13 protein-coding genes and 2 pseudogenes are annotated in these 16,701 nt (G+C 64.0%); 12 read left to right on the forward strand and 3 right to left on the reverse strand.

The window, feature by feature from the left end; translation table 11 throughout:
• The first annotated feature begins 71 nt into the window (after positions 1-71).
• The 12 genes and pseudogenes from G8O24_RS31735 to G8O24_RS31790 all read left to right on the forward strand — a co-directional run bounded on the left by G8O24_RS31735 (position 72) and on the right by G8O24_RS31790 (position 13,760).
• A complete protein-coding gene (locus G8O24_RS31735) occupies positions 72-1,190 on the forward strand; it encodes a DUF3800 domain-containing protein (RefSeq protein WP_006022621.1) in 1,119 nt (372 codons plus the stop codon).
• A 187-nt stretch (positions 1,191-1,377) separates the two neighbouring features.
• Positions 1,378-3,516, forward strand: a complete 2,139-nt coding sequence (locus G8O24_RS31740; RefSeq protein WP_188106285.1) for a ParB/RepB/Spo0J family partition protein — start codon at positions 1,378-1,380, stop codon at positions 3,514-3,516.
• A gap of 166 nt (positions 3,517-3,682) precedes the next feature.
• Complete coding sequence (locus G8O24_RS31745; RefSeq protein WP_006022619.1) at positions 3,683-4,096, forward strand: hypothetical protein; 414 nt, start codon at positions 3,683-3,685, stop codon at positions 4,094-4,096.
• Between the two features lie 149 nt (positions 4,097-4,245).
• On the forward strand, positions 4,246-8,559 hold the full coding sequence (locus G8O24_RS31750) for a strawberry notch family protein (protein ID WP_006022618.1): 4,314 nt from the start codon (positions 4,246-4,248) through the stop codon (positions 8,557-8,559).
• Positions 8,559-9,596, forward strand: coding sequence for a DUF7146 domain-containing protein (locus G8O24_RS31755; RefSeq protein WP_006022617.1), 1,038 nt, complete (start codon positions 8,559-8,561; stop codon positions 9,594-9,596). Before G8O24_RS31750 ends, G8O24_RS31755 begins: the two co-directional genes overlap by 1 nt.
• 308 nt (positions 9,597-9,904) lie before the next feature.
• Entirely contained in the window at positions 9,905-10,828 is a 924-nt protein-coding gene (locus G8O24_RS31760) for a DUF2493 domain-containing protein (RefSeq protein ID WP_006022616.1), read from the forward strand.
• 133 nt (positions 10,829-10,961) lie between these two features.
• Positions 10,962-11,366: a hypothetical protein gene (locus G8O24_RS31765; RefSeq protein WP_155248356.1), complete on the forward strand. Its 405-nt coding sequence runs from the start codon at positions 10,962-10,964 to the stop codon at positions 11,364-11,366.
• 178 nt (positions 11,367-11,544) lie between these two features.
• A complete protein-coding gene (locus G8O24_RS31770; protein ID WP_006022614.1) occupies positions 11,545-11,712 on the forward strand; it encodes a hypothetical protein in 168 nt (55 codons plus the stop codon).
• 142 nt (positions 11,713-11,854) lie between these two features.
• Positions 11,855-12,295 (forward strand): hypothetical protein, encoded by a 441-nt coding sequence (locus G8O24_RS31775; RefSeq protein ID WP_006022613.1) that lies wholly within the window; start codon positions 11,855-11,857, stop codon positions 12,293-12,295.
• Between the two features lie 581 nt (positions 12,296-12,876).
• Positions 12,877-13,035, forward strand: a pseudogene (locus tag G8O24_RS31780) (DUF736 family protein); the annotation flags it as partial.
• Position 13,036: 1 nt separating this feature from the next.
• Positions 13,037-13,519: pseudogene (locus G8O24_RS31785) on the forward strand (TraB/TrbI/VirB10 family type IV secretion system protein); the annotation flags it as partial.
• Position 13,520: 1 nt separating this feature from the next.
• On the forward strand, positions 13,521-13,760 hold the full coding sequence (locus G8O24_RS31790; protein ID WP_006022577.1) for a DUF2274 domain-containing protein: 240 nt from the start codon (positions 13,521-13,523) through the stop codon (positions 13,758-13,760).
• Here G8O24_RS31790 and G8O24_RS31795 read toward each other — a convergent pair.
• From G8O24_RS31795 to G8O24_RS31805, 3 genes are all read right to left on the reverse strand, one after another.
• On the reverse strand, positions 13,693-14,652 hold the full coding sequence (locus tag G8O24_RS31795) for a LysR family transcriptional regulator (protein ID WP_024343196.1): 960 nt from the start codon (positions 14,650-14,652) through the stop codon (positions 13,693-13,695). The two genes, G8O24_RS31790 and G8O24_RS31795, sit on opposite strands and share 68 nt — an antisense overlap.
• A 311-nt stretch (positions 14,653-14,963) precedes the next feature.
• Complete coding sequence (locus G8O24_RS31800) at positions 14,964-15,596, reverse strand: response regulator transcription factor (RefSeq protein WP_006022575.1); 633 nt, start codon at positions 15,594-15,596, stop codon at positions 14,964-14,966.
• A complete protein-coding gene (locus tag G8O24_RS31805; protein ID WP_006022574.1) occupies positions 15,596-16,660 on the reverse strand; it encodes a sensor histidine kinase in 1,065 nt (354 codons plus the stop codon). The genes G8O24_RS31800 and G8O24_RS31805 overlap by 1 nt, the downstream gene beginning before the upstream one ends.
• Positions 16,661-16,701 lie beyond the last annotated feature (41 nt).

Below are 16,701 nucleotides of genomic sequence, written 5' to 3' on the forward strand. Positions count from 1 at the left end.
GCCCAGATCCAGGTCACCTATTCAGTGGTGCGGCATGGAGCACAATCGCCAAACGAGCGACTGGATACAGAATGCTAGAGCAGGCGCCTGCGGAATATTACATCGATGAAAGCGGCAATACCGGCGACCTGAGCACGGTCAAAATCGACTCCTACTTCGTCGAACAGCGCATGTTCGCCTTGGCTGCATTCGGCTGCACGCTCGACCAGGACTTCACCGATAAATTGGGCGCACTAAAAAAGGCGCACCGCATCCAGTCGTCGGAGCTCAAATCAAAACAGGCTTATGACAAGCCGCGCTTCATCTTTGATCTTCTGGACCTCCTTGAGACGCGCCGCGCCCCAATCTTTATCGAGCTTGTCGACAAGCACTTCTTCGTTGTCGTGAACATCATCGAGCGAATGGTGGTGCCCTATGTGGGGGAATGCGACACTCAACCTGGCGCCCTTTGGATGAAGGGCGTTATGGCGAACTACATGGCGCTATATGCACCTCCCGAGCTGGCTCACGCCTTTGCCGCATGTTGCCAAAGCAGAGACCACGCGGAAATACGCGAACTTTACAAGCAAATAATTCGGTGGGCGCAGGGAAGCGGAGTTCCGCCTACTGACGTGGCGGCGGGGATCATCCGTTTTGCGCGCGACAGCTTGAAGGACTTCCGCAAGCTGCCGAAAGCCAAGGCCGTCGAGCGGGCATTACCGATTCCCGACAAGAATCCCGCCGGGAAGCTGCTCTGGGTTCTGCCGAACCTGACATCGTTCACCAACATCTACGCCCGGATCAATCGCTTCGCGCGAAAGCAGGTTTCCGGCGTGACGCTGTTCCACGACGAGCAATTGCAGTTCGGAGACATTCTTCTGCACAACAAGAAGCTCGCAGAGGACCTGGCGCAGCTTGGCGTGAAATTGCCCCTGCAGACGGCCGACTTCGAATTCTCGCAGGCGGCCGACCTGCAATTCCAGCGATCGCACGATTCTATCGGCATTCAGGTCGCCGACGTCCTCGCCGGTTTCATCGCGCGATATGTACAGGACGCTGTGTGGGGCGGCGCCCCCATGCATCCTGACAAGGTAGCGATTTTCCGCCGCCTCGTCGCAACAGGCGACCGCAGCTTGGGTTCGGGTGTCAACTTCGTCGCGCCCGACAACATGATCCGCTTCCTCGGCATCGAACCGCGCTCGAATTTCTAGGGCGGCATCAAGCCGTCATGGGCGAATACGAAGGACTGGCGCGGGATCATCGCCGGTTCTGGCAGTGACCTTACCGATGGCGTTTGATGGTGTCGCTGCCCTCCTAGAGTGAGAGGGCGGTGCTTCGCTTCGTGACGGGTTTAGGGTCGAGAGAGAGGCTTTCGGCGCCCGTCGCGGAGTAAGTCTCATGGCAACTGCCATTCAGAAGATCACCCTGTCGTCGGCGCAGGACATCCCCTTCAACAAGCTGGTGCTGAGCCAGTCGAACGTCCGCCGCGTCAAGGCTGGCGTCTCGATCGACGAGCTGGCCGAGTCGATCACCCGGCGCGGTCTCATCCAGTCCCTCCACGTCCGGCCGGTGCTCGATGCCGACGGCCAGGAAACCGGCATGTACGAAGTGCCGGCGGGCGGGCGTCGCTTCCGCGCGCTGCAGCTCCTCGTCAAGCAGAAGCGCCTCACCAAGACCTCCAAGGTGCCGTGCGTGGTGTCGGACGCCAATGCCGACATCCTCGTCGACGAGGTGTCGCTGGCCGAGAATATCGAACGCGCCCCGCTGCATCCTCTCGACCAGTTCCGCGCGTTCCAGGCGATGCGCGAGAAGGGCATGACCGAGGAGGCGATTGCGGCTGCATTCTTCGCGTCCGTCCAGGTCGTGAAGCAGCGGCTTCGCCTCGCGGCCGTCTCGCCGTCATTGCTCGATATCTATGCCGAGGACGGCATCACGCTCGAACAGCTCATGGCCTTCACCGTCACCAACGATCATGCGCGTCAGGAGCAGGTCTGGGAGTCGGTTCGCAATAGCTGGCAGAGGGAACCCTACCAGATCCGGCGCATGCTGACCGAGACCGCCGTCCGCGCATCCGACAAGCGGGCCGTATTCGTCGGCATCGATGCCTATGAAACCAACGGCGGCTGCGTGCTGCGCGATCTCTTCCAGGATGACGACGGCGGCTGGCTGCAGGATCCTGCGCTGCTCGATCGCCTGGTCGCCGACAAGCTGAAAGCCTCCGCCGAAGCGATCGCCGGCGAAGGCTGGAAATGGATCGAGGTGGCGATGAGCTTCCCCTATGGCGCCACCCACGGCCTGCGCGAGATCGTGGGCACGCCGCTCGACCTGACGGCTGACGAACAGGCGACCATCGAGGCGCTCAACGCCGAGTGCGCCAAGCTGGAGGCCGAATATGAGAACGCCGACGAGTTGCCGGACGAGATCGATCAGCGCCTTGGCGAAATCGAAACCGCGCTCGCCAGCTTCGACGAGCGGCCGGTCCACTACGAACCCGCCGACATCGCGATCGCCGGGGTCTTCGTCAGCCTGGACGCCGACGGCACGCTGTCGATCGACCGCGGCTATGTCCGACCCGAGGACGAGATCGCCAACCAGGCGGGCGATGGCGAGGGTGAAGAGCAGGATGGCGGCGACGATGACGCTGACTATCCGGCGTCGCCTTCGGTCCAGCGCGCGGTCATCACCATCTGCGGCAAACCTGCCGAGCCCGAGGAGGAGGACGAGGACGACACGATCAAGCCGCTCCCCGATCGACTGATCACGGAGCTGACCGCCGATCGCACCCTCGCGCTCCGCGACAAGCTCGCCACCGATCCCTCGGTCGCCTTCGTCGCCGTCCTGCACAAGTTCTGCCAGGACGTGTTCTACGGCGGCAGCCAGTACGGCTTCGCGATGGAGGTCAGCGTGCGGGGCACGACCTTCCATTCGCAGCCCGAAGGGCTTCGTGCCAGCGTCTATGCCAAGGCGATCGAGGCCCGGCACGATAGCTGGCGCAAACGGCTCCCGGCCAAAGTCGCTGATCTCTGGGATGGGCTGGCCGCACTGACTGGCCCCGAACAGGCCGAACTCTTCGCCCATTGCGCTTCGTTCGGCGTCAATGCGCTTTATGAGCGGGCCGATCGCTACGGTGGCCGTGTCTCGGCGCATAGTGTCGAACAGCGCATCGCCGAAGCCGATCGCCTGTCGCTGGCGGTCGGGCTCGACATGGCCGAAGCCGGGTGGCGGCCGACCGTCGCCAACTATCTCGGCCGCGTCACCAAGCCCCGCATCCTCGAAGCGGTGCGTGAAGGCGCCGGCGAGCGCGCCGCCCAACTCATCGCACATCTGAAGAAGGGCGACATGGCGACCGAAGCCGAACGTCTCCTCGCCGAGACGGGCTGGCTGCCCGAACCGCTGCGCAATTCCGGCGCCGATGCCGAAAGCACCGAGGCGGACTCTGGCGAGGGCGACGAGGCGTTGCCGGACTTCCTCGACGGCGATGACGAGGAGACCAACACCGATGATGAGGAGGAACGGCACCTCGCCGCCGCGGAGTGACGGCGGTCCTCATCTGACTTGGCGAGCCCGGCGTCCCTTCGGGGGCGTCGGGCTTTTTTCATGCGCGCCGATCGAGAGGGAGAGTTTGGCCCGGACGTGGCGAGCCGGACATGGAGGAGAGAGCGCCTGCCGGCTCTCCCGTTCCCTGCTCTCCGGGAGTGGCCTCATGGCCGACTATTTCACCCATTTCTCATGCCTGCTCGATGTCGGCACGCCCGAGACCGCAGCCCGCGCGCTCGATCTCTACAACCAACTGTCCGAGGACGGAGCATCCGAGGAACCGCCGTCCGATGGCTTCCTCCTGTCCATCCAGCCCGAGCATGGCGGCTCCAAACTCTGGATGCGCGACGATGTCACCGGCGATCCCGAACGGCTGATCCAGTTCGTCATACGCTGCGCCGCCGAATTCCACCTCACCGGCCGATGGGGCTTTCAGTACGCCAACACCTGCTCCCGGCCGCGTCTCGATGGCTTCGGTGGCGGCGCGCATGTCCTCGATCTCGCGACCGGCGAAACTGTGGCGTGGATCTATACCAACGGTTGGCTCGCCGAGGTGATCGATGGCGGCGATGGTGCCTGACATCATCGAGACCATTGTCTGTCGCTTGATGGCGCGGCCGGGCCGCGCCCCTTGAGAGCGAGAGGAAGGCCGGGACGGGTTTGAGCCCGTCCGGTCCGAGAGAGAGCGCCGGCGGGCTTTCCCGCTCCGCTCTCCCGAGGACGTCTCCCATGAATGCTCACACCCTTGCGGCGGCGCTGCCGACCGCCGCCGATCAGCCGACCGACGCTGCCGCCATCCATGCCGCGGCACTTCTCCTCCTTCCTCACATCGAGCGCGGCGAGCGCATCGACGCCGCGGTCTTGCGCACCGCCATGGAGACCGCCTTCGGCGCGTCCGATACTGCCGGCGCCTGGGACTGGAAGGACGCCTATGACGCCTGCGAAGCCGCAACCGTCCTCATGCTCCGCAAATACGGAAAGGCGCTTTTGCGCAAAGCCGGGTCTCCGGCTGCGGCGGTTCCTCTGTTCGGCAAGATCGCGGGACTTCTGCCCACCCACACGCGCCGCTCCGAGGAGGCGCAGGCCTTCCAGCAATTCTCGACGCCGATCCCGCTCGGCCTGGCCGCGATCACTGCGGCCGCCATCACACCCGCCGATCGCGTGCTCGAACCATCGGCCGGCACCGGCCTGCTCGCCATCCTCGCCGAGATCGCCGGCGGCACGCTTGTCCTCAACGAACTCGCCGAAACCCGGGCCGCACTCATCTCCTCCCTCTTTCCGGCCATTCCCGTGACCCGCTTCGACGCAGCCCAGATCGACGATCATCTCGACCCGGCGACCGTCCCAACAATCGTGGTGATGAACCCGCCATTCTCGGTCCTCGCCAATGTCGAGGGGCGTGTCGCCGACGCAGCCTATCGCCATCTCGCATCCGCGCTCGCGCGGCTCGCCGATGGCGGGCGCCTGGTCGCGATCACCGGCGCGAATTTCGGCCCCGACATACCGGCCTGGCGCGACGCCTTCGTCCGCCTGCAGGAGAGGGGCCGCGTCGTGTTCACCGCCGCCGTCCATGGCTCAGTCTATGCCAAGCACGGCACGACCGTCGAAACCCGGCTGACCGTGATCGACAAGATCCCGGCCGACGAGCCATCCGCATTTCCGGCGTCCCCCGGCACCGCTCCCGACATCGCCACGCTGATGACGTGGATCGCCGAGCATGTGCCGCCGCGCCTGGCTGTCGCGCCTGCTGTTCAGGTCATGCCGACCGGCGCCACGCCGCGCACCGTTCGCGGCTATCTCGCGCGCACCGCGGCGACATCGGCGACCCGCGTGGGCCTCGCCGATCCCGAGGGCGTGCCGCTCGCCTATGAGACCGTCGACTGGACCCCGGCCGAGGGCGCCCGCCTCAGCGACGCGATCTACGAGCAATACGGATTGCAGACGATCCGTATTCCCGGCTCTCAGGCCCATCCCACCAAGCTCGTGCAATCCGCCGCCATGGCCTCGGTCGCCCCGCCCAAGCCGAGCTATCGGCCGACGCTGCCAGCGACCATCATGGACTCGCTCTCAGACTCCCAGCTCGAAACCCTGATCTTCGCGGGCGAAGCCCATTCCGATTTTCTCGCAGGTTCCTGGACCATCGACGACACTTTCGATGTCGTGGCGGCCGCCGCCGATGATGCAAACGGCGTCGTCCGCTTCCGCCGCGGCTTCTTCATCGGCGACGGCACCGGCGTCGGAAAGGGGCGCGAGTCGGCCAGCATCGTGCTCGACAACTGGATGCAGGGCCGGCGCAAGGCGGTCTGGATCTCCAAATCCGACAAGCTGATTGAGGATGCGCAGCGCGACTGGTCCGCACTCGGCATGGAGCGCCTGCTGGTCACGCCGCTCTCGCGCTTCCCGCGGGGCAAGCCGATCGCTCTGCCGGAAGGCGTCCTATTTACAACCTATGCCACGCTGCGTTCCGACGACCGCGGCGAGAAGGTTTCGCGGGTCAAGCAGATCGTCGAATGGTTGGGCTCCGATTTCGACGGAGTGATCATTTTCGACGAGGCGCACGCGATGCAGAACGCTGGCGGCGGCAAGGGAGAACGGGGCGATGTCACGCCCTCGCAGCAAGGGCGCGCGGGGCTTCGCCTGCAGCACGCCTTGCCCAATGCCCGCGTCGTCTATGTCTCCGCCACCGGCGCCACCACGGTCCAGAACCTTGCCTACGCGCAGCGCCTCGGTCTGTGGGGTGGCGACGATTTTCCCTTCTCGACCCGCGCCGAGTTTGTCGAGGCGATCGAGGCCGGCGGCGTCGCGGCGATGGAGGTGCTTGCCCGCGACCTTCGCGCGCTCGGCCTCTACACCGCCCGATCGCTGTCGTTCGACGGCGTCGAATATGAGCTGGTCGAGCACGAGCTGACCGCCGAGCAGCGGCGCATCTACGATGCTTATGCCGGCGCCTTCGCCATCATCCACAACCATCTCGATGCGGCCATGCAGGCGGCCAACATCACCGGCTCGACCGGGACGTTGAACCGCCAGGCCAAATCCGCCGCGCGCTCCGCCTTCGAAAGCGCCAAGCAGCGTTTCTTCGGTCATCTGCTAACATCGATGAAGACGCCGACGTTGATCCGCTCGATCGCGGCGGACCTGGAGGCCGGGCATTCCGCGGTCATCCAGATCGTCTCGACCGGCGAGGCGCTGATGGAACGGCGCTTGGCCGAAGTTCCGACCGAGGAGTGGAATGACATTCGCGTCGACATCACGCCCCGCGAATATGTCCTCGATTATCTCGCCCATTCCTTCCCGGTGCAGCTCTACGAGCCCTTCAGCGACGGCGAGGGCAATATGTCCTCGCGTCCGGTCTTTCGCGACGGCCAGCCGGTCGAGAGCCGCGAGGCGGTCGCCCGCCGCACCGAGCTGATCGAGAAACTCGCGAGCCTTCCGCCGGTGCCGGGCGCGCTCGACCAGATCGTCCAGCATTTCGGCGCGGACGTGGTGGCCGAAGTCACCGGCCGCTCGCGTCGTATCGTGCGCAAGGGACAGCGCCTTGTGGTCGAGACCCGCGCGGCGTCCGCCAATCTCGCCGAGACCCAGGCCTTCATGGACGACATGAAGCGCGTGCTCGTGTTCAGCGATGCCGGCGGTACGGGCCGCAGCTACCATGCGGAGCTGTCGGCACGGAACACGCGGCTTCGCGTCCACTATCTGCTTGAGCCGGGCTGGAAAGCCGACGCCGCGATCCAAGGCCTCGGCCGCACCCACCGCACCAACCAGGCGCAGCCGCCGCTCTTCCGTCCGATCGCGACCAATGTGAAGGCGGAGAAGCGCTTCCTATCGACCATCGCGCGCCGGCTCGACACGCTGGGCGCGATCACGCGCGGACAGCGCCAGACCGGCGGCCAGGGCCTGTTCCGACCCGAGGACAATCTGGAGAGCCACTATGCGCGCGATGCGCTTCGCCAGCTCTACATCCTGATCGTCCGCGGCAAGATCGAAGGGTGCTCGCTCCAGCGGTTCGAGGACACGACCGGCCTGAAGCTGATGGACGACAACGGCATCAAGGACGAGCTCCCGCCGATCACAACCTTTCTCAACCGCCTGCTCGCGCTCACCATCGACCTGCAGGACGTCCTGTTCGCCGCCTTCGAGCAGCTTCTGACCGCCAAGGTCGAGGGCGCGATCGCCGCCGGCATCTACGACATCGGACTGGAGACGCTGCGCGCGGAGAGCTTCGTCGTCACCGATCGCCAGACCATCTACACCCATCCCGGCACCGGCGCGGAAACCAGCCTGCTGACCATCCAACAGCGCGAGCGCAACCGGCCGATGACCGCCGAGGAGGCGATGGCTTGGCTCGACGATCCGGTCGCCAAGTTGCTGGTCAACGAGCGCTCCCACCGCGCCGCGGTTCAGCTTCCAGCGCCTTCGCTGATGCTCGACGACGGGGAGATCGAACGCCGCGTGCGGCTGATCCGGCCGATGGAGCAGCATCACGCCTCCATCCGCATGATGGACGAAAGCCATTGGATCGCCGCCAGTCGCGCCGAGTTCACCGCCGCCTGGAACGCCGAGATCGCGGAGGTGCCAGCCTATTCCGATTCCACGATCCACATCGTCGCTGGCCTGCTGCTGCCGATCTGGAAGCGGCTGCCCAACGAGTCGAGCCGTGTCTATCGGCTCCAGACCGATGACGGGGAACGGATCATCGGCCGCCGCGTGTCGCCCGCATGGGTCGCCAACGCCACGACAGTCGGAACGACGAACCTGTCCGCCGACCATGCCTATGCCGCGCTCATCGAGGGCAAGACAATCCTCGATCTCGCCGAAGGCCTCCAACTCCGTCGCGTGCGCGTCATGGGCGCCGATCGCATCGAACTCTCCGGCTTCACCGACGCGATGCGCGAGCGCCTGCGCGCCTTTGGCCTCTTCAGCGAGATCATCTCGTGGAAGCTCCGCTTCTTCGTGCCCGTCGGCGCGGACGGCGCGACCATCATCGGCAAGCTGATCGGCACCTACCCGATCCAGCGCGTCGGCGAGCGGGAGGCAGCGTGATGGCCCGTCTCGACGCATCCGATCTCGCGCAACGTCTCGGCCGACAGGCCGAGGCGGTGTGCCGCCATTATCTCAGCAATGGCCACCGTCAGGGCAACTACTGGCAGGTGGGCGACGCCCGTAACACTAAGGGCCGCTCGATGTACGTCCGGCTCAAGGACTCGCCCAAAGGCCCCGCCGGGAAATGGACTGACGCCGCTACCGGCGAGCATGGAGACCTCCTCGACGTCATCCGCGAGAGCTGCGGCCTCATCGACTTCAAGGATGTCGCCGACGAGGCTCGGCTCTTCCTCAGCATGCCACCACCAGCGCCGGAACCCTCCGCCTTCCAGCCGCTGGCGCCCGCACCACATGGATCGCCCGAAGCCGCACGGCGCCTCATCCGCATGTCGCAGCCGATTGCGGGCACAATCGTCGCGGCGTATCTCCGGCAACGCGGCATTACGGATCTCCGTGGAGCCGGAAATCTGTATTTCCACCCGCACTGCTATTATCGCCCGGACGAGCATGCGCCGACCGAGACTTGGCCGGCCATGATCGCCGCTGTCACTGACCTCGACGGCATGATCACCGGGGCGCATCGCACCTGGCTCGACTCACGACGCCACGACAAGGCGCCATTCGAAACCCCGCGCCGGGCGATGGGCGATCTCCTCGGCAACGCGGTCCGCTTTGGCGCTGGTGGCGAAGTGATGGCAGCCGGCGAAGGCATCGAGACGGTCCTTTCAATCCGCCAGGTCGTGCCCAACATGCCGATGGTGGCGGCGCTCTCCGCGGCACATCTCGCCGCCATCCTGTTCCCGGACACGCTGCGGCGGCTCTACATCCTGCGCGATGACGATCCGGCAGGCGATGGTGCGCGTGACAGCCTGATCGAACGGGCGAACGCGGCCGGGATCGAGGCGATCGTGATCTCTCCACAGCTCGGGGACTTCAACGAGGATCTCCGCACCCTCGGCATCGCGACATTGCGCAGTCAGACTCGGGTACAGCTCGGGCCGCAGGACGTCGCACGCTTCATGGCGCTGGCGGCATAGCCGGTAAGGAAGCGGCAGCGGCCCCGCCGCCGTACTCGCTCAGACGCAGCGGATCGGAGAGGACCGCGCCTCGGCCTTCGAGAGGGCGATCGGCCCACAGGCAGGCCGGCCCGGCAATGGCTGCGGCCGACTATTTTCCGGCGCGGCCCCAAGGGGCCGCTTTCCATCGCGAAACAAAATAGCCGGCCTCCGCCATCCTCCGCTGACGCTCCGGCCCTCGCTCGCGCTCCGGGTGCAGGGCCGCCCCGCCGGTGTGCTTCGTCGCCATGAAGGCCGCGACGGTCGCGGTCCATCCGACGGAGCATCCGATGCGCGATCTCGACGACTACGAACCGCACCACGAATCCTCACCGACTGACCACGTCCTCAACGAATTGCAGCTCCACGGCTACCGGCCTTTCGCCGACGAACCCGATCAGCGGCTTCTGCCGGACGGCAACGCGGTCGCGGGCGCGGTCGCCGACATCTTCGACGCCCTGATCGTGACCCTGGAGGACACGCGCCTCGAACCCGACCTCGACGATCTCCTCTGGTCGACCGTGAACGTCTTTCATCGCGCCGCCGAACGGATCAACCGCGAGCTCGACGACAACGAGCAGGCCCAAAAGCGCTCCCAACGCGAACAGGACGGCAGCGAGGTGAAGTCGGTCGATCTCGAGCGCCTGATCGCCGAGGGCAAGACACAGGTCGAACGCCAGACCGCCTTCGAACTGATGCGCGACCAGGCCGCCGAGCACTACGAACGCCAGGTCGGCAAAGCCTGGCTCCCGCGGTCAGGATCGAAGGTCAATCATCGCAACCTCACCTCGGCGATGATCGACAGCCGCGACTTCATCATGGCGAAGAAGCGTGCCGAGCAGGAAGTGCTCCTGCCGCCTGGACCGAAGATCGCCGTCACCGGCGGGCTCGATTTCGACAACCATCACCTCATCTGGGCCAAGCTCGACCAGGTTCACGAGAAGCACCCCGACATGGTGCTGATCCACGGCAAGTCGCCGAAGGGTGCCGAGAAGATCGCTTCTCTCTGGGCCAGGAATCGCAATGTCCCACAGATCGGCTTTGCACCCGACTGGACGAAGCACGGCCGGGCAGCACCCTTCAAACGCAATGACGAGATGCTGCAAATCCTGCCGAAGGGCGTGCTGCACTTCCCCGGCACCGGCATCAATGACAACCTCGCCGACAAAGCCAAGAAGCTCGGCATCCCGGTGTGGAAATTCGGCGGCGCGTAAGCGCCGCCGCATCGGGCACCTGCTAAACGGCCAAGCCTATGGCATAACGCAACGAATGCAGCGACTGAAGCCACTCCCGAAACCGGCACGTTCGGACGCCGTTCTCGCTGCGGTTTTCCTGGAGAATGCCACCGTGAAGGCTGCAGCCGCCGAATGGGCGGCGGATCAAGGATTCGACAATCAAGCCCTTCATGCGATTGCAATTGCCATCGAACTCCTCCTCAAATCCTATCTGCTTAACGTCGCGACCGATGATGTTTGGAACCGCGCGAACATCGGGCACGATCTCGCCAAGGCACTCCATTATTCGGCTCAAGCCGGCTTGGTGCCTCCTTCACGCATCGAGTGGATTATCAGCCACCTCCATCCGCATTTTCAGCGTGGCGGGTTTCAGCGCGAGCCGTCGAGGAAATGGCCACCAGGCTTTGCGGATGACGCAGGTGAGGTCGCACGGCAGCTCGCGCAGACAGTACGGCTTCACCAACGTCACGGCCACATCGACTCGGCTCCCAGCCCGGAGAAGACCACTCCCCGCTGAATGGCGCTGGTCCTTGGTCCAGCCGATGGCCTGACGCCATCAACCCGTAAAGGGTCGGACTACGCATAGCGTGCCGCCGCGCCGGCGTTGCCTGCGCGGTGATTGCGGCCATCGGCCGAACACATCGGGCGCCTGTCAGCGGGGGGATGGTCCTCCGCTCGAAACAGGAGCCGGATCGATGTCCTTCCCCGACGCACACGCCTTCGCCTTCAGCCTCGCCACCACGCTGATGGCCGTCATCGTCATCTTCCGCGCGGGCGACGGCACTCTCTCGGTGACACCCGCAAACGAATACGACGGCGACGTCTCGGAGATCGTCCACGAGGTCGATCCCTTCGCGCCATGACGGCGCGCCACCCTTCCAGGCGACGCGGAGACCCCTGCGGTTTCCGCTCCCGACGGAGCACAGCTTTTGCTATGCTCCCGAATGCGCCGTGGTGGTGGTGGAAGGCGCGACCGTCAGAATTTGCTCTTTCGGAGACACCACCATGATTATCCTCGGCATTGTCCTATCCTTCGCAGCCATCGGCATCTTGTGCTGGTTGCTGTTCACGCTCGCGGTGTTCGCACTGCCATTCTTCGCGGGCGTGACCGCCGGCACCTGGGCCTATGACACTGGCGCGGGCTGGCTCGGCGCCATCCTTATCGGCATGCTCGGCGCCGGCCTGACGTTGGGCGTGGGGCAGCTCTTGCTTGGAATTGTCCGCCCGCTCTGGGCACGCCTGCTGATCGCGCTGGCATTTGTCGCACCCGCGGCGATCGCCGGCTTCCACGCCACGCATGGCATCGTGAAACACACCATGCCGTCGGAGACCTGGCAGCTCGTGTTCTCCGTCATCGGTGCGGTCGCGGTCGGCGTCACCGCGTTCGCGCGCGTCGCTGGGATGGCAAGCACCGGCCCGTCCAGCCAGGGCATTGCACCAGCCTGACACCACGACGGAACCGTCGCCGGGACGACCAGTCGGGGGTTTCAGCCCTCAGCGTTGTGCAGTTGGAGAGGGAGCCGCGTCACCGGAACCTGACTGAAGCCCATCGTGCGGCCGCCTCAACAGCGCCCGGATTTCTGCTCGGCGCCTCTGTGCGCGGGAACGGTGCAACACGAAGTCGAGGGCGTCATCTCCACTGGCCGACTTCGAAACGAAAGCTCGACCCTCGCCTGTACAAGGGGAGGACGGGTCGCAGATGATCTTCAGCTTGCGCCGTCTGCTGGTTGCGACCGGGTCGCCATGATCTTCCGTTCCTGATTGTCTCCAGACCGCTCCGAACGGCCTCTCCAATGGCCTGATCTGACCGAAGGACGGCTGCGCCTCGACCGCCTATGCCGCAACGGCGCGTCCCGACTTTCTTCCCCTGCCGGCCAAGGCCGTCATTCCTCGCGAAACAACAAAGTCGTTCCTGCCATCCTCCGCGTTGCTCCGGTCGCAAGCGATGCGGCGTCGGTCGCCTCCGGCCTGTCGATCGCCATCGAGGCCGCAATGGAGCGGTCCCGAAAACGAAACGGAGACTTACAATGGCGACCATCGGCACCTTCAAGAAGACCGGCTCGAACGAGTTCACCGGCGAAATCGTAACCCTCAGCGTCCAAGCCAAGGGCGTGCGCATCGTCCCCGACACCCGCGCCACCGGCGAGAACGCCCCCAGCCACCGGGTTCTGGTCGGCCGCGCGGAAAACCGCACAGGTGACGGAGAACATCTATGACAGCCCGACCGGCAAGATCCTGCTTGTGCCACAGGGCACGCGCGTTATCGGCCAGTATGACAGTGGCGTCGGCTTCGGTCAGAGGCGCATACTTCTCGTCTGGAACCGGCTGATCTTCCCCAATGGCCGCTCCATCGTTCTGGAGCGTCAGCCTGGTGCGGACGCCGAGGGCTATGCGGGCCTTGAGGATGGCGTCGACTATCACTGGGGCGAACTGTTCAAGGCCGCTGCACTTTCCACGATTCTGAGCATCGGTGCGGAGGCGGGCTCGTCTGGCCAGGACAGCGATATTGTGCGGGCGCTGCGACAGGGTGCCTCCAATAGCGTCAGTCAAACCGGCCAGCAGATCGTCCAGCGCCAGCTCAACATCGCACCGACCCTCACCATCCGGCCAGGCTTGCCCGTCCGCGTCATCGTCACCCGCGATCTCGTTCTCGAACCCTACGGAGGCTGACATGACCAAGCTGAAATTGGGAGCGATCGTCGACGACAAACCGGTGAAGGTCACGGTGGAGTTACCGGCAAGCCTGCATCGCGACCTAACGGCCTACGCAGAAATTCTCGGCCGCGAAGCGAGGCAACCGCCGGCCGATCCCGTTCGCCTCATCGCTCCGATGCTGGAGCGGTTCATAGCCACGGATCGGGGATTTGCGAAAGCGAGGAAGTCAAAAGAACTGCCGAAACCGTCTGAATGATTGTGGCGGCAGCCGAGCGCGACATTGAACGCGCAAGACTGAGGAGGCGGCGCCAGGCCGGGTTATCATTCCGCGGCGACCACACCGCGCAGAACGGCAGAACCTCGCCGGCAAGCTGCCGATAGGCAGTTCCCGGAAACTGAGCCGCCGTCCCGGCCTCGCTCATGACCGTGACGCCTTGGCCGATCGCCACAAGCGACAGGAGATTGTCCCTCCCGACGTATTGGGTATCGATTTCTGGGTGACGCCCAAGATCGGCGAGGCGTTGAACCAAATAGTCGTGAATTTCCGATCCAGGGGCACCGTCACTTACAATGAATCTCTCGTCCACAAGATCACGCCAGCCAAGCTCCGATTTCTCAGAGAGAGGATGATCGCTGGGAAGTACGGCGAATACTCGCTCGGACCAAAGTTGCTCTGTTTCACAGTCCGACCACTGTGTGGTTCCCGTGATAAAAGCCACATCGAGTTGAAGTCGCCGGATCGAGGCAACGTGATCCGCAGGATCGCCGTCAAAAAATTCGACCCGTACACTTGCATGCTCCTTGCCGTAGGCTCCCAGCAGATCGGACAGGAATCCAGACGCGAGCGACGAAAAGATGCCGACCTTGATATGCCCCCGCTCGGAGCGACCTATGGCGGCCACATCCTTCGCGCCGCAGTCGATCTGTTGAAGTGCTTTGCGTGCTCGACGCACAAACTGCTGTCCTGCCAACGTCAGGCAGACGCCGCCGTTGTGCCTCTGAAATAGGGAAGCGCCGAGTTCGTCTTCGAGATCGCGAACGCGACGGCTGATCGCCGATTCCTGTATTCCCAAGGCCAAGGCCGCCTTTCGGAAGCTGCCATATTCGGCCGCCGCAAGAAAATACCGGATCTGGCGGAATTCAAGCATCGGTCAATTGCGACCGAGATCTATTCGAAATGATTCCTGGCCTCGCGACGGTCCATCGTCCGCTCGTTGCGAGCATCGCTCTGTAAGCACCATCTACCACGACCATCGCGCCCCGACCGCAGCTAAGGCAAGACCTCCCGATTCTCACCCTAGAATAGACGGCTACAGACGCTCATTGGCCGATGATCTTATATAGATTCGATATACCAACGTATCTTCGAAATATACCGTGTTCTGAAAGGGGGGGGGTGGCACGCCCGCGCAGATCGCGCACCAGTTCGCGGTGCAGGGGCTCTCCTCTCAGTCGAGATTCAAACGCTCAAACTGTCCGACATTCTAACAAGGTCAATAATCGTCTTGGCCTGCATCTTCTGCATGAGATGGCTACGGCGAACCTTCACCGTGATCTCGCTAACATTCAGGTCGGCGGCGATTTGTTTATTGAGGAGGCCCTTTACAACGAGCTTGAAAACGTCTCGTTCGCCGGGCGTCAATGTCTCCCAACGCGCATTCAAATCCAGCGAACGCGCTTCGCTCTCGCGCCTTCGCCGGTCTTTTTCGATCGCTTGTTGGATAGCATCCAGCAGGTCTTGGTCGCGAAACGGCTTGGTCAAGAACTCGAAGGCGCCATTCTTGATGGCGTTCACGCCCATCGTGATGTCCCCATGTCCCGTGATGAATATCGTCGGCAGATGAATGCCGTATTCAGGCATTTGCCGATGAAAATCGATCCCGCTTTGTCCGGGCATTCTCACATCGAGCAGCAGGCAGCCGGGCGCGTCCGGCATGGAGCTTTCCAGAAATTCGGCAACCGAGCTATACGAGCGCACCTGTAGCCCAACGGATGCGAGCAAATCTTCGAGCGCGGCGCGAACGGACCGATCGTCATCGATGACATAGACGATGGGCTGCGGCCGCGAATCCGCCGTCGGTTCATTTTTCATCAGGCTGCCTCCATGTGGCGCGGCAGGCGCACCTCAAATACGGTCCCGCCTCCAGGGACTGGAGCCGCGGAAATCTGTCCGCCATTCGCTTCAACGATCGTCTGACTGATGGTAAGGCCAAGACCCATGCCTCCCTCTTTCGTCGTCCAGAAGGCGTCAAAGAGGTGCTCACGAGCTCCCGGCGCCAGACCGGTGCCGGAATCGGCCACCGCGAGAACGATCGCATCCCGTCCATCCTGCGAGGCGGCAATTCGCAGACGACGCTCGGGCAATGCGCGGTCCGACATCGCCTCGGTCGCATTGAGGACGAGATTGCTGATGACCTGCTGGATCTGGACCCGATCGGCAAAAACGCGAGGTAGGCCGTCATGCAGGTCCAGTTGCAAGGCGACGCCGCCACGCTCGATCTCGCCGCGCGACAAGGTCGCGATTTCCATGACAGCTTCCCTGAGGTCGAATGGTTGTCGGCGCGGCGCCTCGCCCTTCGAAAGGGCGCGAATGCGCGCGATGACCTGGCTTGCCCGGTTGGCATCGCTGACGATGCGGTCGAGCGCGAGGCGGGCCTTGTCGAGATTTGGCGGCTCCTGGGCAAGCCATCGGGTGCACGCGCCGCCGCTGGCGACGACGGCAGCCAGGGGCTGGTTGACTTCGTGCGCGATCGACGCCGACAGTTGACCGAGCGTCGTGACCCGCGCAATTCGCAAAAGCCGATCGCGCGCCTCCAGCGCCTCGGCCTTCGCAGCCACCATCCTTAAACTGAGATAGGTTGTAACGCCGATCGCAACGATACTAATCCCGGTATTGACGATGCCGACCTCATACGCACCGGAGTGGGTCAAGAAAAAACTGATCAGGGTCAGCGCGACACAAATGCAAGCGAGGGCCACTACAGCCGTGCCAGACAAGATGCGTGTCGCAACGAGAATGACCGCTGTGTAGAATACGGCCGCTGCGATGGCGTAGTCCGTGACCGTATCGGCGATAAAAATGCCGGCCATCGCAACGCCCATCGCGATCAACGTCAGCGCCGATCCGGGACGTATATCATTGGCGATCTTGAGCATTGTTCACCTTCTCGATCAACTTACCTACTTTCAATATTCTT

It is taken from the genome of Bradyrhizobium campsiandrae (assembly GCF_014529705.1).
Lineage (GTDB): Bacteria > Pseudomonadota > Alphaproteobacteria > Rhizobiales > Xanthobacteraceae > Bradyrhizobium > Bradyrhizobium campsiandrae.